This is a genomic window from Salirhabdus euzebyi, assembly GCF_014207435.1.
GTDB lineage: Bacteria > Bacillota > Bacilli > Bacillales > Alkalibacillaceae > Salirhabdus > Salirhabdus euzebyi.
The window spans coordinates 211,691-232,854 of record NZ_JACHGH010000002.1 but is presented as its reverse complement, the minus strand read 5'-3'; the positions used below and the strand labels follow the sequence as shown (position 1 = coordinate 232,854).

Genomic DNA, 21,164 nt, shown 5'->3' with positions numbered 1-21,164 from the left:
ACTTCCTTTATTTTTGCATCATATATTCTCTTTTATCTTTTTCATTACCCGAGATAAGTTATGTAAGGATTGATTCGTATCTAATTGATAATCATCTAAGGAATGATTGGCGCCTTTTATTATTTCTATTTCTAGTTTTGTCTTCTGCAATTGTTCCATTAGTTCCTGCTTATAGTGTTGGTCTTCATCTCCAATAATGAGCAAACCAAGCATGTTACTTTTTAATATGGAGTCATATAGTACATCATATCCTAACAATGGGGTTAAAAGGACCATTTTGGTATCCTTAAATGCTTCTCGCCTTGCATATTCTAAAACAATTGGTATGGTGCCAAGAGATTTACCTAACAATATTGTTTCATCGTACAAATTATTATGGGAAACATCTTTCATTACCAAGTCAATGTCACTTACCATTTTCGCTGATATATCAGCTATAGGATTTTTCAAAAACTCTTGTCCGTATTCATAATGAATATGAACAACATCTAGACCTTGTTCTAACATCGTCATTGTTGCAAAATAAAGTAACGGTTTTTCATATGTGTAACCTATACCTGAGAACATAAAACAAATTTTACTAGACCCTTTTTGAATGTGGGTATAGGCTATTTCTTTATCAGGTGTATATATAGTTTTTTGAACAGCTTTCATTTGCTCACCCGTTTCTTTTTACTGTCATATTATTTACATATTTACTTATTTATAAGGTAGAAGTTATTTTTTTACTTGTCTCTCCCACTCTTCACGTAAAATCCCCATTTTAATAGCATCATAATACTCTCCATTCACCATTCTTGCTTTCCGAATTCTCGCTTCTTCTTGCATACCAAGCTTAGCAGCAGCTTTCATCATTCTTATGTTCCCTGACCACGTAGAAAAGCCTAAACGATGAAGATTGGTGGATTGAAACAAAAAATCTATCCACATACGATAGCTTTCAGAGCCATACCCTCCGCTCCAATAGCTTGAGTCATAAATGACAATCCCTGTTTCTAGCCAGTTCGTATTTCTGTCAACCCAATAACAGCTAACGGTTCCGATAAAATTCCCTTCTACCTCAATAACCAAAAAGGAAGGTGTTCCCGGAAGAATTTCCTCTTTTGGATTCCAATCAGCTAAAAATTTCTCTTTTGATTGAAAAGGCTCTGGAATATAAGGTCCGTTCCATTTTTTTGCTTCCTGTTTTTCTTCTTCAAACTTCCAATAGTACATTTTTTCTGCATCAGTTTGTACAGCTTTACGCAAAACTACTTTTTCCCCTTTTAATAGCATGTTTACCTCCGTCTTTCTCTTGTTTGGTACCAACATTTTACTATAATTTGCTTATATAAAGGGAATATTTTTCAAATTAGCTACTTGTCATCGTTCCCCCATTTACGTGAATTACTTGCCCTGTGACATAACTAGAATCAGAGGAAGCTAAATACACATAGGCTAAAGCCAGCTCATATGGTTGTCCTGCTCTTCCAATAGGTGTTCCAGTGCCAAAATTAGTCATTTGTTCAGCCGGAAAGCTAGATGGAATAATCGGAGTCCAAATGGGGCCAGGTGCAATGCCATTCACACGTATATTTTGCCCAACTAATTGTAGGGCTAGTGATCTAGTAAACGTTACTATTGCCCCCTTTGTTGCCGCATAGTCTATATTATCCTCTTGGCCATTATAAGCTACTTCAGACGTTGTATTTATTATTGTATTTCCAGATTTCAAATATGGTAAGGCTGCCTTAGTAAGAAAGAAGTAAGAGAAAATATTCGTTTGAAACACACGATAAAGCTGATGGGCGTTTATTTCTGTTATACTTTTTTTCGGATGTGCTTCTGCACAATTATTCACGAGAATGTCTAATTTCCCGAAGGTTTTTAACGTTTGATCGACGACATCATGACAATTATGTTCAGACCCTAAATCACATGGAACTAGTAAGCACTGTTGACCAATTTCTTCAATACGACCTTTCGTATTTCTTGCATCAATGTGCTCATTTAAATAAGCAATAACAATGTCAGCACCTTCCTTGGCAAACGCAATGGCAACGGCCTTTCCGATTCCGCTGTCTCCACTAGAAATAATTGCCACTTTTCCTTTTAATTTATCTGTTCCCTTATAGCATGGATCCTCTGCTTTCGGCTTTGGTACCATCAATGCTTCCAAACCCGGATGAATAGGTTGATGCTGTGGCGGAAAATGCTTTGGATTTGCTACCTTTTGCTTATTTTTGTTGGTCATCATTAGTCAACTCCCCTATTTTTATAGAGGTAAAATATGATTAAGTAGGAAGCATTGTTACAGCAAAGGTTATGTTTCTTGCATTCTTAATCTAAACTCATTATTACGTAGAATAAAAACAACATCCCAGTTTCTTCGTTTAGCTGAAGAGCCCGGGATGATGCATGATATACAACATATATCTTATTTGTTGGGATTGAACAAGTTTTCTCAAACATTTCTTATGTTCATTCATATCACTAGAGAGAGGGCTTGGTTAATTCATAAAATTCTCTTTTTAAATCATTGTATTGGTCCGTTTTTTGATTGAACAATATATTACATTCGTTTATTTTATTATAACTTATATTTACTTGATCAATCTGATCTTCTAGTTCTTGTTCTGTCGTATTTTCTTGTTTTAACATTTCATATAAATTCTCGTCTTGCTCAAGTGATTTCATATACGCTTCATATAACTGGATGTATGCAACGTATCTTTCTTGCATAACATCATACATTTCCTGTGCTTTTTCTTTTGCTTCGCTATTTTCAAGATGTTGAATCATTGGAGCAATTTTTTCGAACTCTTCTTTTGCAGCATCAATACTTTCCATTTCTTGTTGAATAGATGTCGTTCGCTGATTAACTAACGTTATTGCGTCATTAGCCTTTTCTTGTATTTGTTCAAATTTATCCATACCTAAATTAATAATTTCATTATATAACTCACTCTCTTGCTGTTCTAATTCTAGAAGATGTTGTTGTTGTTCTGCGAATGGCTCCTCTAAAGAAAGAGCCTCTTCCAAGTGTCCATACATCATTCCGGCTATATCATTTTCACCTTCTTGATTCTCTGAAGTATCATCAGGAACTATATCTTTCCCTATTTTCCATTTTCCTTCTTCTTTTGTAAGGTTTACTGAGGAAACTACGGCGGTATTATCCTCAAAGGTAATGGTAAAATCAACAGTGGAGCGTCGATCACCAATCAATTCATCTGTAATGTCTATACTTTTTATCGTTCCATTTTTAGTAATGTCACTCATACCATCTTGTGTACTCATGCCCAGCATCTCAAATTGGTTCATTGCCTCTTCTGACAAATAGCCTTCAGCTCTCTCATATTCTCCAGCATTGGCAGCCATGTAGAATGTTTCTACCGTTCTCCCAGGTGTTTTCTCTAATGTTTTCTCTTCTGAACTACATCCGAATAATAATCCGGAGACGACAACTAAGAAAGTTAGTATTTTTTTCAACATTAGTTTCCTCCAAGTTCTTCGTTTAGTTATTAATAAGTTATCTAGTTTTACGACATTTAAATTTGTATTTAATTTTAGCACAAAAACATCATTTCCCTTATTAATTCCAATAAAATAGATCGTCTTATTGACGATCTTCTAAAATTGCCTTATTGTTTTTGGTTGAATTAAAGAAAGTAATTATCTACTCTACTCACCTATTTTTTCAACAAGAATTGCTTTGTACAAAGGAGGGTTTAATTCACGATTGGTTTCAAAAGGGTTAAAAGTAACCTTAACTCTTGTGCCAGCTTCTATCAATTGATAATTTTCTGAACTAACACTAATAAAAGCTCCTCCATTTTGTTCGACAAATGATAAAGCCTTGTCAAAGCTCATATTCGAAAAGCTCTTTATTTTATTCTGGTTATTCGTTACTAGTAAATGATGATCTTGATCAATCTTTCTTTTTCCAACAACAAGCATGATAAGTTGTTCTCGATCTAAGCCTAAAAGGTGGTTGAACCTATCCATTTCATTCTTTTTAATGTATAAATAACCCCTTTTCAGCTTTTCCTCAAATAAGTAATCGATATTTTCTTTATCAAGCATCGCCCTTATTTCCTTTGTTTCTTCTATATCTGTTGACCGTAAAGCAAGTTCATAATTACCTTCTTTTATCTTTCTTTCTATTTCTGCTCTACATCCTATAAAGATAAATGTAATCACAAAAATACTTATTACTAGTAAAAGCTTATTTTTCATTTAATTATTCTCCTTTTGTAAAGAGTACAATTAAGTCTTCTCGTTAGTTTTTGGGACCAATAGATAAGTTGTTCCAATTCAGCTTCGTGTAACGAATTGTCATTATCGACTATGATGTTTTTACCTTATTTAGTATCTTTACTTCACTAAATAATACCTTTTATAATATTTTATTAATTATTTTTAAATTTTGGTGATAAATTTCAGGAGAACTCCAATCTTTATACATTTCAGGTATTTCTATTTCTTCTATGTAATCATTTATTTTCACTACATTTATTGAATCATTTATATACTCGATTAGAGAAAAGTATGGCACTACAATTTTTCCCTTGGAATTTTAGTTCATCTTTAATAGTTTGATTTGGTAATCTTTCATTTTTAAATATGTGATTTCACTAGATACTATTTTACTTCCCTTAAATGTTTAATTGCCACGTATATGATCACCATGCCAGTGACTATTTACGACCCATGTTACTTGATTATTGGTTGCTTTTTCAGCAATCATTTTCAAATCCTCTGAAGCCTGTTGAGTATTAAAAGTATCAAATACAATTACGTTATCTCCTAGGTCAATAAAACCTGCATTGCTAATGAACCGCTACCTTCCTTTGCTATTGCTGCATACACATAATTACTTACTTTCTCAAGTGTAAAATGGTTACTAAAAAACTCTTCCGTTACTTTACTCCTTTTTATTATTCATTGATAGGAACAACTTTTTATTAAGTTCATCTTCCACTTTAATTATATAACTTAAACAAAAAAGAGCATTAAACCTATTTTGGTTAACGCCCTTAAGAAAAAGATTAAAGCTAGCCTAGGATGAATTTAGACTCTTAACGAGCCACGGAAACCCCTGGCAGCATAGTAGGATTCTGCTCCATTGTGGTACATAAAAACAGTATCATACCGACGGTCACAAAAAATGGCCCCGCCCAGACTCCTAATATTTGCAGGTGTTTTCACCCAGCTGGAAGTTTTTCTATCGAAATTACCAAGTTTCTGCAATCCCCGGTATTCTTCTTCTGATAAAAGTTCAATGCCCATTGCAGTAGCCATATCAATAGCGTTGTTTTCTGGTTTATGTTTTTTTCTTGATTCAAGGGCTTCACGATCGTAACAAATACTTCGGCGACCTTTAGGACTTTCGGCTGAACAGTCATAAAAAATATATTCGTCCGTTTTCTTATCATAATCAACCACATCCGGTTCACCACTAGTCCTTTCCATTTCATTAAGCGACCAAAGTTTTTCCGTGTTAGCTTCTAGCTTTTCTTGAATATTAATCCATTTAAGATCTTTATGGCGGTTCATATTATTCTCAAAACGATTTTTTAATACTCTTATTAATTCTTCACGTACTTCTTGTGATAACTCCTTATTGCTCTTTGTCAAAAAAATACCCCCTTACTATTTATATGGATCATGTCTGAAGGGCCACTACCCGTTATGATTAAAAATTACTTGATGATTCTATTTAAAAAGATTAGTTGCCATGATACGCCGAAGCATTCCTTTAGTAACCGAACTTTCTTGTTAAAAACCATATACATATAGTCGTCTAACCCTCTTAACTATCTTTCTTTTTACGTAACTATTATATCAACCTTCATTGTTAGTTAAGTAAATGATTACCCAAACTATTAATAATTCTAACATAAATATCCATTTCAGTTTATGAATTAGTATAGAAATCAATTTGCTAATTAATGAAGATGGTAAATTTAAAATAAATATATGGGGAATGGAGCCCTTAAAGTCGATAAAAAAATGACTACAAAATTATTAATTTTTTGTAGTCATTTCTTTGAGGAAATGATTAATTTTTATTAATAAGCCGTCCAACCTGCATCAGCAGCTATTACCGCTCCATTTACAAAACTTGATTCGTCTGATGCAAGAAATAATGCAACATTTGCGATATCAATCGGCTTACCAAAACGAGGATTTAATGGCATACCTACACCTTGACGAGCAGCTCCAAATTCACTTATGTTCGTCATAGAAGAAGCAATGTTTGTTTCAACTGCACCAGTTGCAATAGCATTTGCCCTTATTCCTTTTTGCGCATACATATAGGCTGTGTTTTTTGTTAACCCAATTGCAGCATGTTTAGAAGCTGTATAGGCTGCACCTCCACGAGCACCTTGTACTCCTGCTGCAGATGTATTGTTCACAATCACACCATAGCCTTTTTCTAAGAAAATTGGCATTACTTTGCGGGATGCAAGCATAATAGATGTTGTATTAATAGCTAACACGCGTTCGAATCTATCTGTGCTAATTTCTCCAATTGGCTCAAAACCGTCCATTATACCGGCATTGTTTACTAAAATATCAACTGTTCCAAAAGCTTCAACTGTTTGGTCAACTAATGTATTTACTTCTTCTTCAGATGCAACGTTCGTTTTCACAGCAAGACCGGTTCCACCATTTTCTTCTATTTCTTTCACTGTTTCTTTTACACCATCCAAATTGATATCAGATGCTACTACTTTTGCTCCTTCTTTTGCATAAAGAATGGCGATCGCTTTTCCCATTCCTGAAGCTGCACCTGTAACAATGGCAACTTTACCTTCTAATCTCATATAAATAACCCCTTTTCATATTTTTAAATTAGTTATGAAGCTCTCATTCCACCATCGATATTATAAATAGCACCTGTTATAAAACTAGCTTTTTCAGATGCTAAGAAGTAAACTAAATCAACAATTTCGGAATTTTCTGCATAACGTCCTAAAGGAATAGAACTTGCGAAGCTTTCTCTTGCAGCCTCTGCATTTTCAGGACTAAAACCAGCCTCTAATGAACGCATCATACGGTTATTTACCGGTGATGGACAGACAGCATTTACACGGATACCGTCAGCTGCCACTTCTAATGCTGCAGTTTTTGTTAAACCAATAACGGCATGCTTAGATGCGATATAAGCTGACACACCTGGTGTTCCACCTAATCCAGCAACAGATGCTGTATTAATAATCGTTCCAGATTTTTGCTCTTTCATAATCGGCATCACATATTTCATACCGTAGAACACCTTTTACATTTACATCCAATACTTGACTGAACACATCTGAAGGATAATCAGGAATTGGAATAACGACTCCTTCAACACCAGCATTATTAAAGAACACATCTATTTGTCCAAAAGCTTCTTTTGCTTTCTCTACATAGTTTTTCACTTGTTCTTCTTTTGACACGTCAGCTGCTACAGTAATATAGCTACCTTCTGGCAACCCTAACTCTGCAACCGTTTGATCAAGTGCCTCTTGCTTTAAATCTACTAAGACTACCTTTGCACCATCATTCACAAATTGCTTTGCTGCTTCTTGACCTAGGCCACCTGCTGCTCCTGTGATAACTACTACTTTGCCGTTAAAACTCATTCCAATTACCTCCCTTTATTTAGGAAAAATTTCATTATTTTGTTGACGCCTTCATTATATTCCTGTGTAGAACGACCAACAATAAGAAAAAGAGGAAATTTGTGTCTAATACTTGACAAATGATATTTCATCCCCATCTATCGTACAATTGCTTTATTTCCTTCTCTTTTGTAATCCCAAATTCAGAAGGAGTTTCTAATATCATAGGTACTTTTTTTACGCTAGGTTGTTGGAGAAAAAGTTCAAACTGACTCGCCTCAATATAGCCATGACCAAAAATATTCGCGTGTCGGTCTTTACCCGAACCGACAGGGTATTTGGAATTGTTTAAATGTATAGCCTCTAGATAGTTAAAGTAACCAAGTTCAGATCCCTTCATTATAAGTTCATCTGTGTTTTCGCCAGTCCAAAATTCACTCGCAAACGCATGGCAAGTATCCAGACAAAAACCAATATGGTCTGGGTCATCACATAATTTACGAACTTGAACAAGCTCTTCCATAGTGGTACCCATCGAACCTGGTTTCCCCGCATTGTTTTCTAATAAAATTTTGCATTGCCCTTCCCAATTCTCCAGTACGGCATTTAATATATTTATCATTACATGATAGCTTGCTAATGGGTCCTTACTATCTTTTTGTTTACCGAAATGGACGACAACGCCAATAGCTCCACATGCTTCTGATATTTCTAAATCATTTTGTAGCGATTGAATGACGTCCTCTTGTTTGTTATCTTCTGGGGTTAAACTCGTTGGATAGGGAGTATGTGTAATGGAAACTAACTTATTTTGTTTGCAAAATTGCTTACAAGCTGTTGCATCGGTTTCGTTAAAATTCTTAACGCCTAAGCTTCGTGGATTTTTCGGAAAAAATTGATATGCCTCTGCTCCAAGACTTTTTGCTAATTCGGCAGCACCTAAATAACCCTCTTTTATGCTGACATGACATCCAAATTTCACTGAATCAACTCTCCTATTATTCAAAAATTAATTAATGCTGGCAGCCTGTACAATAAAAACATTTTCGTGAAGATACTTCCTTAAACAAGATAGTAGCACCACATCTTTTGCAAGACTCCCCTTCTCGGTCATATACCTTTAAAAAGTTGGACACCCCACCAGTTTTCTGATCATTAGTAAAGAGTGGATTTTCCATATATCCACCATGCTCCGTTGCTGTCGGCAATACAGAGCGAATGGCATGGTAAAGTTGCACAACTTCTTGATCATTCAAATTGTTCATCGTCCTTGTTGGCAAGAGCTGTGCTTCAAAGCATATTTCATCCGAATAGCAGTTACCGATTCCAGCTAAAAATTTTTGGTCTACTAACGTGGTTTTCAACTTCCCTTTTTTCCCTTTCGTCAAATCTTGAAACGCATTTAGAGAAAAATTAATATCAAGTGGTTCTGGACCTAAATCAGACAACTCAGAATCTACCTCTTTTTTCGTGAAAAGGTGTAAATAACCTAAGCGCAGCCCGATGAAATAAAGACTATTATCACCAAAGTAAAGCTCCACTTGAATGCTACGATCTGGTTTATCTTCTTCATTTCCATAATACATCCAACCACCGAGCATTAAGTGTAGCAATAGAATGTAGCCATTTTCTAAATGAAATAATAAATGCTTTGCTCTTCTTTCAATCGAAATGATTTTTTGACTATGTACTTGCTGTTGAAACGTTTTTATAGGTACATTAATCGATTTTTCCCTTTTAATCATTGCATTCATAATTGTTTTTTCTGCTATTTTCTCTGTTAAAAGTTTTTTATAATTTTCCATTTCTGGCAATTCTGGCATCTTTTTTCCTCCAATCGTTCCTTACGCCGTATTATTTCCTTCTTACTATAAAAAATAACCAATATACAGCATTTAGGAGGACAATCCATATGAAAGAAAATTTTAAAGACATTTTACATAGGCATTCCATATATCAGGTAATAACCGGATCTACGGCATATGGTTTAGCAAATGACCATTCGGATGTGGATCAAAAAGCCATTGTTATTTTGCCCCCCACTTACCTACTACAGCTAAGTAAGGAATGGGAGACAGAATCCTATCACAATCCAGACATAGAATATCATTCGTTAAAAAAGGCGATGAATTTGTTAAACGCTCAAAACCCGACAATGTTAGAAACGTTATTTGTGAAGGAAGAGTTTGTTAAGAAGCAAACGAAATATGGGGAACTTTTAAGAAATAATCGACATTTATTTCTATCACAAAATTGCTACTACTCCTTTTATGGTTATGCAAAAGATCAGTTAATGCGAATTAAGAATGGTTTAAATAAAGTGACAGAAAAAGATCAAAACGAACATGTTCGATATACCTTACAAAGAATGCTTTCGCAAATGGATGAAAAATACCCTTCCTTAAAAAATGGAACCGTAATAATAAAAGATGTTTTCTCCCAACAATCCCAAAAACAAGAGGCTGATTTATCCGTATCCTTTGACGCCATTCCCTTAACGGAATTACATGGTTGTATTTCAGAATTAGCTGGAACATTAAAAAGCTATAATAAAACGTCCCAGCAGAACAAAAAACCGACTGATAAGCTTCATAAACACGCAATGCATTTAGTTCGCCTCTTATTAATGGGAATTGAACTTTTAGAAAAAGGGACGTTAACTGTTGATCGGGGAGTTGATCGAGACTATTTGCTATCAATACGGAATGGGGATGTAAGGTGGGATGACTTTTTTGAATTAACAGAAGAATTGTTTCAACAGCTCGAAAATGCTAAAGAAAAAACACTTTTGCCGAATGCAACAGACGACAGGAAAATAAATGATTTATATTTTGAAATCATGAGTAACTTCTATAATATTTAATCAAAATAGGTGCAGATTCACTTACATAATTTGCACCTATTTCTCACAAAAATACTTCTCTCCGCAAAGGATTCATTCTTCTAATTTACTTCCTGGGGACATGTCTGAGAGTTTTTGGCGGTCTGGAGCAGTCGGAGGTTCCTCCAACCAGCCCTTTTCAATAACTATGTTCATTCCTTTATTTGCATATGATCCGATATCTGCAATTAGTATGGCAAATTGGGCATGTAAATCATGTCTTGTCATTCTAGAGATTGCCAATCCATAGTTTTCAATACCAATACTATTAGCTAAACTAGCATGGTAAAGCATCAACTTATCCGAGAAGGGGGGCGTAGTAGAGTCCGTTACATGAGCATCCATAATGCTTGGAGCAGGTAAGTTACCACTAATTAGAAAACTAGATAATTCTTTAACTTGTCTATCTGCAATTTGTGCACCTTGTTGGAAATATTTTCGCAACTTATCAGATGATGCCACTTGACTAAACCCAAGCATCAGTGCTTTACCTAGAACGTTTGTATTGATATTAATTTGTAAATATTTTATCTCTAACGCAGTTAAGGGCCTATTTTTTCCTGCTATTAAAGAAATAAATGAATCGTTCTCAACAAAATCAACCTTTTTCGGATAAGGAATAGTCGGAGTAAAGATGTCCTTTCCTTTAATAAGGAGTAAGTGAAATCCTTTTTCATATGTGACAACGGTGTCATTTAAACACATTTTGAAATATTCAACAATATCTTGCCTTGATGAGCTTGAAAGTGCACTTGCATACGTTCTTAAACCTGCAACAGCCATTTGTGTAACATAAAAAACCATAAATAAATCACTAAAAAGTCTAGGAGCATCTTTTCTTACATCTTGTTCTCCAAAACCAACTGGCTTAGGTATATCTTCTTTTTCATAAATGTCTTCGATCATTCGCAAATGTTTTTTGGATATGGATAAGGCAAACTCTAAATATTCCTTTATTTCTTCATCTTCTACCACTTGAAGATGGTGTTCGAATACACAACTGAATAAGGAATCGCCAAGATAATTAGCAAATAAATCAGCTATTTCAGCTGAAGATAACTTTTTATTTTGTTGATGTTCTTTAACTGTCTCTGTTACTTTTTTATCTTCATGAGAAGAAGAATTTGTGTTCATACTTCATCCTCCTATGTACTTCTCTAGAGATTAGTGTTAGTTAATAAGAGGAATTTATTACATATATCCAATTCAAAGGATGATTACTTGCTAAAAAAACCATTATGCTTGAAATAAAAGGGATCACAGTGAATTGTTGTTTTTTAGTTGATTCCACATTCTTAATTGCAGTCTAATCTTCATCTTTTGGACTAACAGTTGCATTTGCACCTCTTGTTCCCTTATCCCTTTTAAAACCTTTATCTAGTTGCCCTGCGTTTTCAATATCACCAGACATTTCATAGCCCTCTATTTCCACATTTCCAGTGGTCCCATAAAGTCCCATTCCGCCTAGAGCAGCATTTATATTTTTCTTTTCTTTGTCTTTTGCCATTCTATTTACCTCCTATTCCTTTATTCCCTGCTGGAATCCATCGTGCTCTTTTAGTGCTTGAATCGTTTCTTCTATTTCTTCTACATATTTTTGAAATAATGACATTTGCTCATGTTCTATAAAGTTTTTTTGATCAATGGAGTTTAATAGTGCAATGATTGCCTTCATTTTTAAATCGTCATGCTTCGGGATAATCGCATCTCCACTAATCTTTCCTTTGACGGAGACTTTTTCATCATCGCCGATCATTTCAAAAACGAATTTTTGTTCCTCTTTTGTTCGCAGCTTCATCACCTTCTATTTTTCAAAGTCGTTTTAGTTTGCTCAAAAGGGAAACATATTTTTCATGTTCCATAAAAAAAGATTACTCTTGTCCTTTTTTCCCACAATCAAACATATAATGAGGACAGACTAATTCATTAGTAGGTGAATTCATATGTTTGGTGTTTTTGAAAAGGCAATTATCGGTATGGCATTGTTACGATTGTTCTCTGGCACTATTGAAGTTTTAGTAGCATTTTTAATTTTAAAATTTAATGATGTGGGAAAAGCACTCATCTTAAACAGTTCCTTAGCTATTGTAGGTCCGTTAATTATGATTTTGACTACTACAATTGGTGTGTACAGTATTGCGGAGCAGGTTTCCTACGCTAAATTAATTTGGATTTTTATTGGTATATGTTTTATTATTTACGGTGTAAAAAGCTAAAAAAGATAGGACAGCACCATGTGCTGCCTATCTTTTTTCTACTACACTTGTTTACTTTTAATTTCTTGCTCGATACTAGAAACAAATCGATCAAGTGATACTGCATCTTGCTTTTCCTCTCCGTACTTACGAACATTCACTTTATCATTTTGTACTTCCTTATCCCCTATTACAAGTACGTATGGAATTTTTTTGATTTGAGCCTCGCGTATTTTATATCCGAGTTTTTCATTTCGACAATCAACATCTACTCGAACTCCAGAATCCTTCAATTGGGCAGCTGCTTTCTTTGCATATTCTTCGTGCACGTCTACGGATACAGGTATAATTCTTACCTGTTCTGGTGCCAACCAAGTTGGAAAAGCGCCAGCGAAATGCTCAATTAAAATACCTAGGAAACGATCTAGTGAACCGAAAATAGCTCGGTGAATAACGACAGGTCTCTGCTTCTTATTATTTTCATCAATGTAGTTTAAATCAAATTTTTCTGGCATTTGGAAATCTAGTTGAACAGTTGCGCATTGGTGACTTCTTCCTAGTGCATCCTTAATATGAAAGTCAATTTTAGGACCATAAAACGCCCCGTCCCCTTCATTAATTCTGTATCCCAACCTAAGCTCATCCAACACATTTTGTAGTGCCTTTTCCGCTCCATTCCAAAGTTCGTCACTACCCATTGAATCCTCAGGGCGAGTGGAAAGTTCTACTTCATAATCAAAACCAAAAACGCCATATAGATAGTCGATTAGTTGAATGATTGATTTTATTTCCCCTTCAATCTGTTCTTTTGTTACGAAAATATGAGCATCATCCTGACAGAATGTACGGACTCGCAACAATCCATTTAACGCACCACTATACTCGTGACGATGCACTTGACCAAATTCAGCCATTCGAATTGGTAAATCCCGATAAGAATGAAGTTTGTTTTTAAAAATGAGCATATGACCAGGACAGTTCATTGGCTTTAGCGCAAATTTAGTTTCATCTACCTCTGAAAAGTACATGTTATCTTTGTAATGATCCCAGTGACCGGATTTTTCCCACAGACGTTGATTCATCATAAAAGGAGTCCTTACTTCTACGTACTTACTTCTATTTTGTACATCTCTTAAAAAGCCTTCCAGTTCATTGCGAATAATTTGCCCATTCGGTAAATAAAAGGGCATGCCAGGTGCTTCTTCCGAAAACATGAAAAGCTCTAACTCATTTCCTAATTTGCGATGATTACGTTTTGCTGCTTCTTCAACAAAATGTAAATAATTATCCAAGTCCTGTTGGGATGCGAAAGCCACACCATAAACCCGTTGAAGAACTTGATTACTGCTATCCCCACGCCAATACGAACCTGAAACATTCATTAGTTTAAATGATTTAATAAATTTTGTGGATGGTACATGTGGTCCACGGCATAAGTCATAAAACTCACCTTGGCGATAAACAGTGATTTTCTGATTAGTTGGAATATCTTTAAGGAGTTCTAATTTCAATGGATCTTCGGCAAACATCCTTTCTGCATCCTCTAGAGATACTTCTTCCCGAACTATTGGTAAATTTTCAGCCGCAATTTTGTTCATTTCCTTCTCAATCTTCGGTAAATCCTCTATAGAAATAGACTCATTCAAATCCAAATCATAGAAGAATCCATTTTCTATAACTGGTCCAACCCCTAAATTTACCTTACCGTAAATTCTTCGTATAGCTTGTGCTAACACGTGGGCAGCAGAATGACGTAAAACGTTTATCCCTTCCTTCTCGTCCAAAGTTATAATTTCAATGGCTGCATTAGCTTCTATTTGTCTTTTCAGATCATAGAGCTCTCCATTGACTTTTCCAGCAATTGCCTTCTTTTTCAGGCTAGCGCTGATAGATCCTGCAATTTGCTCCAAAGAAACACCTTTACCAAACTCTTTTTCACTTCCATCTGGAAATTGAATTAATAACATATTTTCACTCATCTTTTTCACTCCATTTTTTTGTATTAAAAAACACCCGTCCCTAAAGAAGGGACGAGTGTATATTTACCCGTGGTTCCACCCAAGTTCCCACCTTTTTCATTTTTTTGAAAAAAGTGGCTTGTGTTGCGGTATCGTCGCACATACGGTATTGGATACTACATTTTCCCCAATACTGCTCAAAGGTGGTAAGTAATTTTTCTGCGTTAGGAAGATCTCAGCATTCCTTCCCTCTCTGTAAAACCGTTAAAAACAACCCATGTCCTTGTCATTGCTTGCTTATGAAATTAAAAAACACCCGCCCCTATAGAAGGGACGAGTGTATTATTTACCCGTGGTTCCACCCAAGTTCCCACTTTTTATTATTTTCAAAAAGTGGCTTGTGTTGCGGTATCGTCGCACTACGGTATTGGATACTTTTGTTCCCCAATACTGCTCCAAGGTGGTAAGTTACTTTTTCTTTAGTTAGGAAGTTTTCAGCAAGTCTTCCCTCTCTGTGAACCGTAAAAATAACTCATGTCCTTATCGTTGCATTATGTTATACGTATTATATTTCTCAAACTATACAATATTAAATATAAAAAATCAATATTTTTTTAGAAATTCGTCCATACATTTTTTTCAAAAAGCATAGACATGATTTTAGAAGGTGGAAGGTTCTAAATAGTATAAATTTATAATAGCGTTGGAAATCCTTACTGAGGCGGGCAGTAAGGATTCCCCTTTATATTCAATGAGGAGAACTTCCAATGAGCTACACGGAACTTACGGATAGGTTTTAAAAGTTTGCGAAAGTTTAGTAACCTCCGCCATATGCGCCACCCATTGGGTAGCTATTACCTACGATGATTAACAAGATGAATAATACGACTAACAAAGTAAAGCCGTTATTGTTTCCAAAACCACCGGAATAACCCATGAATACTTCACCTCCTTATCATTTATCTACTATATTCTATGAGAATATTCTAGTAAGTGATAAGGCGTTTATCGGCGAAAAATAGAAATGTGCGAATCTATTAGGATAGAATCTATAAAAATGGGGCTTACCTTTTTTAGTAACCACCGCCGTATGCGCCACCCATTGGATAGCTATTACCTACGATGATTAACAAGATGAATAGAACAACAATCAAAAAGAAACCGTTGCTTCCATAACCGCCACCATAACTCATGAATACTTCACCTCCTTATCATTTTTCTACTATTATTCTATGAGAATATTCTAGTAAGTGATAAGGCTATTAGCATAGTGTGTTAAAAAATGTGTTCCTATAATGATTAACTATATGCGCCACCCATTGGATAACTATTTCCAACGATGATCAATAGAATGAAAAGTACTACAATCAAATAGAAACCGTTTGTGCCAGATCCACCATAGCCATAAGCACCGTATCCAGTACCATAAGATCCGTAACCAGCACCATAGCCCCAAGGATTATACCATCCCATCATTTCACCTCCCTATTATCTATTTACTAGTACGATATGATTAAACCTATCAAGTGTTAAGACGAATGTCTCTACTTTAGAATATAGAGGCTACTATAATAGAAAAGAGAGAATTTAATTATTTTCACTAAAAATAGTATAAAAGGGGCTATATCTATTTCCACAAATAGAAATGCCCCTTTTAAGTTTATTCATTCATATTTTTCAATAAACATTCCTTCATCTGACTTATAATCTGCAAAGAAGACTTCCTTATAACTATGTACCCCGTTTTCTTGCAGTTGTTCGTTTAACCATTCCTCATTTTTATTTATTTGTTTTAAATTATCCCATACAACTTCACCATCAATGATAAGCGTAACTGGCAAAATTGTAGGTTGTACCGGTAATTTCAAATCTGACATGGTAGGTGATTTAAATGGAGCTTTTTTCACAACACTTAATTGTCCATCTGTCTCCAAAATAGCATATTCAACATCTCGTATTGAAAAAGCGTTTTTGAGTCTAAGTAAATGTTGTAATTGGTTAATGTCCAACCTATTTTTCTTTAAAACTTCTCGTTTAATTTTTCCTTTTCTAATTACTATAGAGGGTTCCCCTTCTAGTAACCTTCTTGTACTATTAAATTTTTGACTAATAAATTCTGTCCCATAAATAAGGAGTCCTAATATGGTTAAACCAAATAACAAATGGCTAATTTTGATTTCGCTATCAAACATAGTACTTCCAACTAATTCCCCTAGTAATATCGCTGTAATAAAATCAAAGGGGGTTAATTGAGACAATGTAGACTTACCTAAAATTTTCGTCACTACGTAAAGTGCCACATACCCAACCAATATTTTTATAGCTATCATTCCAAAACTCATTCTATCACCGCGGCTTTCCTATTAAGATAACTTTATTAATTGTCTCCAACAGATCAATTTTTATTCATTTATTTAGCTGTTTCCGGATAATTTTTTAGTTGAAAATCTTTCCAAAAATAATCCATACATTAGCTGAATATATATGAAAATAAGTGTTCATTGTAGGGGTGATGTCATGTTGAAGCCATTGAAGAAATACTGGTTCCGTCCGTTTTATTTTTATTTTCAAACGCATTATTCTAACCCTAGAAGGTTAACAAGGGTTGCTATTTTAGCTACTTGTGCAACGTTACTCCAAGCTACAAGTTCTCTTTATCTTAGTCCTCTAGCTACCTTTCCCATCCTGTTAAGTTTTATATTTGGACTATCCAATGGTCTAATTTCTTACTTTATTACAATCATGCTTTTATCCTTAGTCCAAATTAGCCAATTAATTATTTTTTCCTTCACTACGGGAGTAATTGGCATAGGTATCGGAATCGGACTTTATTTCGGCAAAAAAATATATATGGTCACCTTTTCTACTCTTCTTCTAATGAGCGGCATTCTTTTTGTGATGATTTTTTTCCATTTTTCCATATATCCATGGTTTGAGTTATCTTTTTCATGGGGGAAATTAGGTGGGATTATTCTGTTTAGTCTTTTTTATTGCTGGTTGTGGACGGAGTTAAGTATGCAGGTAATGAAGCGAATCGGACTGACTGAAAAAATGTATTGACGATGGTGTAATTTGCCTCTATAATTTTCTCGTTTAAGACATTTTACTGTAAAGAAGGTTGATGCAAGATGAAGTTTGTATCGTTTAATCCGTTCCGTACACTAGGTATTCCTGGTGTTCTTTATATAAAACCAGAACATACTTTTAAGGAAATAGAGGCAATCCGTCATGCAGATTATTTGCTGTTCCCTGAAACTTGGCAAACAAACTCTCTCGTTTACGGTTTGAAGAAAAATATTTTTCCTAGTATTGAAACAATTCAATTAGGTTTTAGTAAAATAGAGATGACTCGTGCCTTGTGGACAGTTGCCCCAGAACACGTACCATATACGGAAATTCTAGCAAATACCGACTCCAATAGAGCTGCTATTTTGGAAACATTTCCATTTCCTTTTGTAGGAAAAGAGCCTAGAAGCTCCATGGGGAAAGGTGTTTATTTAATTGAAAGTAAAGAAGACTTTATAGAATATGCAGAAAAAGTTGATGTTTTATATGTACAAGAGTATTTAGAGAATGACGACCGAGACATGCGTGTATGTATCGTCGGTGATGAAATAGTGACGGCTTACTGGCGTATCGGTACGAATGGTGCTTTTCTTCATAATATTGCTCAAGGTGGCGATATTTGTTATGATTTTATCCCACAGGAAGCTCTCGATTTAGTTTTAAAAGTATCGAAAGAATTAAACATTAACCATGCAGGTTTCGATATTATTTTCTCAAACGGGAGATTTTATATTTTAGAATTTAATGTATTGTTTGGCAATCAAGGAATCCGGGAACAAGGAATCTTAATTGAGCAAAAAATATATGAGTATTTGATCAAAACGAGTACTCCACCATTCCCAACTGTTCCAACATCACCTTTACAAGGGATATCTTAAGGATACTTGAGATTAGTGAAGGTTTGTGGGGCATTATTGAGGGTTCACCGGAATAAGTGAAAGTTCAGAACCATACTTAAAGGCTTCATCCTATATATTCTAGGTTCGAGTAAGATTTTTATTTACGACTTTTATTTCAAATGAAAGAGCATGCCATTAAAGGCACGCTCTTTCATTAAATTTAATAAAGGAGCTCATACACTTCATACAATTGATACCCACGTTCGTGGTCACCTGTTTGATTGGCATGATGCATTTCTCTTGTTATAACTTCACGCAAAATTCTACTTTCCTCTTCATCTAAATCTCTCGTAAACACATGTTCTGATTCATAATTTCCTTGCATGATTTTTTCATCAAGATCACGAATAGCATCATTGTCTTCGATATAGTTGGAAAGTACTTCATGTAAATATGCTAACGATTGATCCATCACAATCATCCTCCGTCTACCTAAAAAAATGTTCGTTCATGAAGTAGGATGTATTGATATCGAATGAATCATACATTTTTTGTCGTCGGTTTGAAAATTTTGTCCTTTTCTGCGCTTACCCGGGAAATGATTTCTTCTATTCGGTTGCTGTTTGTTTTCAAGCATATTATAATAGCGATAGAACATATACTAAAAAGACGCCGATGCGGCGAACATCGACGTCATGCAGCTATCCGCAAAATGTGCGGTGGCCCAAGAGAAGGAGTAACCCAATTCCCCTAATGGCAGTCAGGGTGGGTTACTTTTCTTTGTTCATGAACACAACCAATGACGCAAAGCTAATCATTAAAATTAATGCCTCATAAACAGTCATAGGCAACACCCCGTTTCCCGTAGTGACATGTCACAAACCGAGAAGTTAAAAGGTGCCACCACCCACCCTGGATGGTTAGCTGCAAGAAAATTATAGCATAAACAAGCCTTTAACAGTACACTCGTTCTGATAAATGCATCCTATTGCCTATTTGTAAATCCTTGAACTAATAGGCTGATAATCTTATCCTCTATATCCTTTCCATCATCTTCATCGAGCACATTGTTCAACAGAATGGAAAAAATAATCTTCTCTTCATTTGGGACATCAATATATCCAGATAATGAACTAACTGTAGAAATTGTACCGGTTTTCGCTTTTACATTCCCTTGCATTGGTGGAATATACATCCGATGACGGAGCGAACCACCAACCAATCTGTCCGTAATTCCTGCAACTGGCAAGGAATCTAAAAAGGTTGGAAACCATTCTTTGTTCTGTACCGTGTAGAGAAAATTTGATATTTCATTCGCTGGTATTAAGTTGACGTGTGAAATACCTGAACCATCTCGTAATACTAACGTATCAACATTTACTCCTAATTTAGATAGCTCTTCGGTCATCACTTCTAACCCTTTTTCCCAGCTTCCTTCTCCTTTTTTCACTCTTCCCATTTCCTTCACTAAAACCTCTGCATGTCCGTTATTACTAAGTTTCATAAAGGGGATTAGCAATTCTGCTAGTGGGATAGATTCGTGGTTAATAAGCTTTTTGGCATCTGAGGGAGTTACACCCCTTTTAAAGTTTCCGGACCATTGAATACCGTGCTTCTCTAACGAGTGTTTAAATAAATTCAAGACATAATCTGTCGGTTCCCATACGGCAATCCACTCTCGTTCCATATTCGAGTTTATTGGAATCTCACCTTCTACAACGATCGTGTTTGTACCATGCTTACGTTCAATCTTTAATTCCTCGACATTTGTTTTCGTTACCGTTTCTGTTTTGTTGATAATGTTTACATAGTCTGTTTCTGGATCTACGGTAATTGTTGCTTTTTCCCCGGCATTTTTAGCAGGATTAATGGATACAATCACAGTCCCCGCATCGAAATCATCATTAGGGGAAACGGTAAGAGCAGAAATCTGTGCTCCATAATAAGTATGCTCATCAGTCCATGGAAGGTCTTGTGATAATCGAAGATCGTCATACCAAGAATCATCCCCAATGACATCACCTTTAACTTCTCTCACACCAGTTTTATGTAGTAGTCTAGCTATTTCATCTAAATCTTCCTTTAACAAGGTAGGATCACCTTTCCCCTTTAAATACAGGTTCCGATTTAAGACACCATTATTTATCGTACCATCAGTCCACAGTTCTGTTGAAAAGCGATAATCCTCTCCTAGTACCGATAGAGCTGCAGCTGCCGTTAAAAGTTTTAAATTAGATGCAGGTCTTAATCGAGTATCACCATAATGACTGAATAAAATTTCCCCTGAATTAGCAGAACGAATACTAATTCCAGCAATAGCCCCATTTAAGTTTTCTTCATTTCGCAAAAATTCATTTAACATGCTTTTAATATCCTTATCTACTTGAGTGTGCACTTCTATTGATTGTTCAACCGCAAAAACCGGACCAATTGTCCCTATATAGAGCATAAGAATGCAAAAGTACATTTTCATATTTTTTTTAGACATCATCTTCTAGCTCACCACCCCATACATTTTCGTACTTTACTATCATCTCCAGGTGCGTAAATATTAATCGTGAATTCACCTAATACTTATTTTATAAAACCTTTAAATTCATCATATATTCCTGTTCTTTTTGCACATGCTAATG

The 21,164-nt window shown here is 35.2% G+C and carries 25 protein-coding genes, 1 pseudogene and 1 other annotated feature; of the genes and pseudogenes, 4 read left to right on the top strand and 22 right to left on the bottom strand.

From position 1 onward, the window contains the following. Nucleotides 1-18: 18 nt before the first annotated feature. The 11 genes and pseudogenes from HNQ94_RS04265 to HNQ94_RS04215 all read right to left on the bottom strand — a co-directional run bounded on the left by HNQ94_RS04265 (nt 19) and on the right by HNQ94_RS04215 (nt 9,415). Nucleotides 19-654 carry an alpha/beta hydrolase gene (locus HNQ94_RS04265; RefSeq protein WP_174494917.1) on the bottom strand — a complete coding sequence of 212 codons (636 nt, stop codon included), beginning with the start codon at nt 652-654 and terminating at the stop codon, nt 19-21. A 63-nt stretch (nt 655-717) separates the two neighbouring features. Beyond that, the gene (locus tag HNQ94_RS04260; protein ID WP_174494918.1) at nt 718-1,275 is read right to left on the bottom strand and encodes a GNAT family N-acetyltransferase; all 558 of its coding nucleotides are present in this window, start codon (nt 1,273-1,275) and stop codon (nt 718-720) included. A gap of 76 nt (nt 1,276-1,351) precedes the next feature. Further along, nucleotides 1,352-2,233 carry an SDR family oxidoreductase gene (locus HNQ94_RS04255; protein ID WP_174495159.1) on the bottom strand — a complete coding sequence of 294 codons (882 nt, stop codon included), beginning with the start codon at nt 2,231-2,233 and terminating at the stop codon, nt 1,352-1,354. Between the two features lie 239 nt (nt 2,234-2,472). Then, nucleotides 2,473-3,474 carry a YkyA family protein gene (locus tag HNQ94_RS04250; protein ID WP_174494919.1) on the bottom strand — a complete coding sequence of 334 codons (1,002 nt, stop codon included), beginning with the start codon at nt 3,472-3,474 and terminating at the stop codon, nt 2,473-2,475. 189 nt (nt 3,475-3,663) lie between these two features. Continuing rightward, the gene (locus tag HNQ94_RS04245) at nt 3,664-4,218 is read right to left on the bottom strand and encodes a hypothetical protein (RefSeq protein WP_174494920.1); all 555 of its coding nucleotides are present in this window, start codon (nt 4,216-4,218) and stop codon (nt 3,664-3,666) included. A 427-nt stretch (nt 4,219-4,645) separates the two neighbouring features. Beyond that, complete coding sequence (locus HNQ94_RS19585; protein WP_246199929.1) at nt 4,646-4,777, bottom strand: MBL fold metallo-hydrolase; 132 nt, start codon at nt 4,775-4,777, stop codon at nt 4,646-4,648. A 275-nt stretch (nt 4,778-5,052) separates the two neighbouring features. Next, a complete protein-coding gene (locus tag HNQ94_RS04235; RefSeq protein WP_174494921.1) occupies nt 5,053-5,619 on the bottom strand; it encodes a DUF4256 domain-containing protein in 567 nt (188 codons plus the stop codon). A gap of 434 nt (nt 5,620-6,053) precedes the next feature. Beyond that, nucleotides 6,054-6,812: an SDR family oxidoreductase gene (locus HNQ94_RS04230; protein ID WP_174494922.1), complete on the bottom strand. Its 759-nt coding sequence runs from the start codon at nt 6,810-6,812 to the stop codon at nt 6,054-6,056. A 32-nt stretch (nt 6,813-6,844) separates the two neighbouring features. After that, nucleotides 6,845-7,613: pseudogene (locus HNQ94_RS04225) on the bottom strand (SDR family NAD(P)-dependent oxidoreductase). Nucleotides 7,614-7,740: 127 nt separating this feature from the next. Next, a complete protein-coding gene (locus tag HNQ94_RS04220; RefSeq protein WP_174494923.1) occupies nt 7,741-8,574 on the bottom strand; it encodes a deoxyribonuclease IV in 834 nt (277 codons plus the stop codon). Nucleotides 8,575-8,605: 31 nt separating this feature from the next. After that, nucleotides 8,606-9,415 carry an Fpg/Nei family DNA glycosylase gene (locus HNQ94_RS04215; RefSeq protein ID WP_174494924.1) on the bottom strand — a complete coding sequence of 270 codons (810 nt, stop codon included), beginning with the start codon at nt 9,413-9,415 and terminating at the stop codon, nt 8,606-8,608. An 89-nt stretch (nt 9,416-9,504) separates the two neighbouring features. Here HNQ94_RS04215 and HNQ94_RS04210 point away from each other — a divergent pair, with 89 nt between their 5' ends. Then, the gene (locus tag HNQ94_RS04210; RefSeq protein WP_174494925.1) at nt 9,505-10,455 is read left to right on the top strand and encodes a DNA polymerase beta superfamily protein; all 951 of its coding nucleotides are present in this window, start codon (nt 9,505-9,507) and stop codon (nt 10,453-10,455) included. A gap of 72 nt (nt 10,456-10,527) precedes the next feature. Here HNQ94_RS04210 and HNQ94_RS04205 read toward each other — a convergent pair whose 3' ends face one another. From HNQ94_RS04205 to HNQ94_RS04195, 3 genes are all read right to left on the bottom strand, one after another. Further along, complete coding sequence (locus tag HNQ94_RS04205; protein WP_174494926.1) at nt 10,528-11,607, bottom strand: DUF3231 family protein; 1,080 nt, start codon at nt 11,605-11,607, stop codon at nt 10,528-10,530. A 172-nt stretch (nt 11,608-11,779) separates the two neighbouring features. Further along, nucleotides 11,780-11,980 carry a hypothetical protein gene (locus tag HNQ94_RS04200; protein WP_174494927.1) on the bottom strand — a complete coding sequence of 67 codons (201 nt, stop codon included), beginning with the start codon at nt 11,978-11,980 and terminating at the stop codon, nt 11,780-11,782. 12 nt (nt 11,981-11,992) lie between these two features. Continuing rightward, a complete protein-coding gene (locus HNQ94_RS04195; RefSeq protein WP_174494928.1) occupies nt 11,993-12,271 on the bottom strand; it encodes a hypothetical protein in 279 nt (92 codons plus the stop codon). Between the two features lie 145 nt (nt 12,272-12,416). Here HNQ94_RS04195 and HNQ94_RS04190 point away from each other — a divergent pair, with 145 nt between their 5' ends. Then, nucleotides 12,417-12,689 carry a YqhV family protein gene (locus HNQ94_RS04190; protein WP_174494929.1) on the top strand — a complete coding sequence of 91 codons (273 nt, stop codon included), beginning with the start codon at nt 12,417-12,419 and terminating at the stop codon, nt 12,687-12,689. 41 nt (nt 12,690-12,730) lie between these two features. Here the strand turns inward: HNQ94_RS04190 and thrS are convergent, their stop codons facing one another. The 5 genes from thrS to HNQ94_RS04165 all read right to left on the bottom strand — a co-directional run bounded on the left by thrS (nt 12,731) and on the right by HNQ94_RS04165 (nt 16,956). Then, the gene (gene thrS, locus HNQ94_RS04185; protein WP_174494930.1) at nt 12,731-14,647 is read right to left on the bottom strand and encodes a threonine--tRNA ligase; all 1,917 of its coding nucleotides are present in this window, start codon (nt 14,645-14,647) and stop codon (nt 12,731-12,733) included. Nucleotides 14,648-14,952: 305 nt separating this feature from the next. Continuing rightward, nucleotides 14,953-15,182: a binding site (T-box leader), on the bottom strand. 258 nt (nt 15,183-15,440) lie between these two features. Beyond that, a complete protein-coding gene (locus HNQ94_RS04180) occupies nt 15,441-15,563 on the bottom strand; it encodes a YjcZ family sporulation protein (protein WP_174494931.1) in 123 nt (40 codons plus the stop codon). Nucleotides 15,564-15,699: 136 nt separating this feature from the next. Next, nucleotides 15,700-15,819: a YjcZ family sporulation protein gene (locus HNQ94_RS04175; RefSeq protein ID WP_174494932.1), complete on the bottom strand. Its 120-nt coding sequence runs from the start codon at nt 15,817-15,819 to the stop codon at nt 15,700-15,702. 106 nt (nt 15,820-15,925) lie between these two features. Beyond that, nucleotides 15,926-16,099, bottom strand: coding sequence for a YjcZ family sporulation protein (locus HNQ94_RS04170; RefSeq protein WP_174494933.1), 174 nt, complete (start codon nt 16,097-16,099; stop codon nt 15,926-15,928). A 191-nt stretch (nt 16,100-16,290) separates the two neighbouring features. After that, nucleotides 16,291-16,956 carry a DUF421 domain-containing protein gene (locus tag HNQ94_RS04165; protein ID WP_246199923.1) on the bottom strand — a complete coding sequence of 222 codons (666 nt, stop codon included), beginning with the start codon at nt 16,954-16,956 and terminating at the stop codon, nt 16,291-16,293. A gap of 187 nt (nt 16,957-17,143) precedes the next feature. Between HNQ94_RS04165 and HNQ94_RS04160 the strand changes: the two genes are divergently transcribed. After that, on the top strand, nt 17,144-17,686 hold the full coding sequence (locus HNQ94_RS04160) for a hypothetical protein (protein ID WP_174494935.1): 543 nt from the start codon (nt 17,144-17,146) through the stop codon (nt 17,684-17,686). A gap of 68 nt (nt 17,687-17,754) precedes the next feature. Beyond that, nucleotides 17,755-18,570 (top strand): ATP-grasp domain-containing protein, encoded by an 816-nt coding sequence (locus HNQ94_RS04155; RefSeq protein WP_174494936.1) that lies wholly within the window; start codon nt 17,755-17,757, stop codon nt 18,568-18,570. A gap of 181 nt (nt 18,571-18,751) precedes the next feature. Here HNQ94_RS04155 and HNQ94_RS04150 read toward each other — a convergent pair whose 3' ends face one another. From HNQ94_RS04150 to dacB, 3 genes are all read right to left on the bottom strand, one after another. After that, nucleotides 18,752-19,003, bottom strand: coding sequence for a sporulation protein (locus HNQ94_RS04150; RefSeq protein WP_174494937.1), 252 nt, complete (start codon nt 19,001-19,003; stop codon nt 18,752-18,754). Nucleotides 19,004-19,301: 298 nt separating this feature from the next. Further along, nucleotides 19,302-19,376: a putative holin-like toxin gene (locus HNQ94_RS19795; protein ID WP_221452492.1), complete on the bottom strand. Its 75-nt coding sequence runs from the start codon at nt 19,374-19,376 to the stop codon at nt 19,302-19,304. 140 nt (nt 19,377-19,516) lie between these two features. Beyond that, nucleotides 19,517-21,022 carry a D-alanyl-D-alanine carboxypeptidase/D-alanyl-D-alanine endopeptidase gene (gene dacB / locus HNQ94_RS04145; protein ID WP_174494938.1) on the bottom strand — a complete coding sequence of 502 codons (1,506 nt, stop codon included), beginning with the start codon at nt 21,020-21,022 and terminating at the stop codon, nt 19,517-19,519. Between the last annotated feature and the right edge of the window lie 142 nt (nt 21,023-21,164).

Bases quoted from the DNA above. Each gene is read 5' to 3' on its own strand.
- HNQ94_RS04230 (WP_174494922.1), bottom strand. From the start codon at position 6,812: ATGAGATTAGAAGGTAAAGTTGCCATTGTTACAGGTGCAGCTTCAGGA.
- HNQ94_RS04175 (WP_174494932.1), bottom strand. From the start codon at position 15,819: ATGAGTTATGGTGGCGGTTATGGAAGCAACGGTTTCTTTTTGATTGTT.
- HNQ94_RS04190 (WP_174494929.1), top strand. From the start codon at position 12,417: ATGTTTGGTGTTTTTGAAAAGGCAATTATCGGTATGGCATTGTTACGA.
- HNQ94_RS04205 (WP_174494926.1), bottom strand. From the start codon at position 11,607: ATGAACACAAATTCTTCTTCTCATGAAGATAAAAAAGTAACAGAGACA.
- HNQ94_RS04215 (WP_174494924.1), bottom strand. From the start codon at position 9,415: ATGCCAGAATTGCCAGAAATGGAAAATTATAAAAAACTTTTAACAGAG.
- HNQ94_RS04200 (WP_174494927.1), bottom strand. From the start codon at position 11,980: ATGGCAAAAGACAAAGAAAAGAAAAATATAAATGCTGCTCTAGGCGGA.
- HNQ94_RS04160 (WP_174494935.1), top strand. From the start codon at position 17,144: ATGTTGAAGCCATTGAAGAAATACTGGTTCCGTCCGTTTTATTTTTAT.
- dacB (WP_174494938.1), bottom strand. From the start codon at position 21,022: ATGATGTCTAAAAAAAATATGAAAATGTACTTTTGCATTCTTATGCTC.
- HNQ94_RS04150 (WP_174494937.1), bottom strand. From the start codon at position 19,003: ATGGATCAATCGTTAGCATATTTACATGAAGTACTTTCCAACTATATC.
- HNQ94_RS04250 (WP_174494919.1), bottom strand. From the start codon at position 3,474: ATGTTGAAAAAAATACTAACTTTCTTAGTTGTCGTCTCCGGATTATTA.
- HNQ94_RS04165 (WP_246199923.1), bottom strand. From the start codon at position 16,956: ATGATAGCTATAAAAATATTGGTTGGGTATGTGGCACTTTACGTAGTG.
- thrS (WP_174494930.1), bottom strand. From the start codon at position 14,647: ATGAGTGAAAATATGTTATTAATTCAATTTCCAGATGGAAGTGAAAAA.
- HNQ94_RS04155 (WP_174494936.1), top strand. From the start codon at position 17,755: ATGAAGTTTGTATCGTTTAATCCGTTCCGTACACTAGGTATTCCTGGT.
- HNQ94_RS04255 (WP_174495159.1), bottom strand. From the start codon at position 2,233: ATGACCAACAAAAATAAGCAAAAGGTAGCAAATCCAAAGCATTTTCCG.
- HNQ94_RS04245 (WP_174494920.1), bottom strand. From the start codon at position 4,218: ATGAAAAATAAGCTTTTACTAGTAATAAGTATTTTTGTGATTACATTT.
- HNQ94_RS04180 (WP_174494931.1), bottom strand. From the start codon at position 15,563: ATGGGTTATTCCGGTGGTTTTGGAAACAATAACGGCTTTACTTTGTTA.
- HNQ94_RS04170 (WP_174494933.1), bottom strand. From the start codon at position 16,099: ATGGGATGGTATAATCCTTGGGGCTATGGTGCTGGTTACGGATCTTAT.
- HNQ94_RS04260 (WP_174494918.1), bottom strand. From the start codon at position 1,275: ATGCTATTAAAAGGGGAAAAAGTAGTTTTGCGTAAAGCTGTACAAACT.
- HNQ94_RS04210 (WP_174494925.1), top strand. From the start codon at position 9,505: ATGAAAGAAAATTTTAAAGACATTTTACATAGGCATTCCATATATCAG.
- HNQ94_RS04195 (WP_174494928.1), bottom strand. From the start codon at position 12,271: ATGAAGCTGCGAACAAAAGAGGAACAAAAATTCGTTTTTGAAATGATC.
- HNQ94_RS04265 (WP_174494917.1), bottom strand. From the start codon at position 654: ATGAAAGCTGTTCAAAAAACTATATATACACCTGATAAAGAAATAGCC.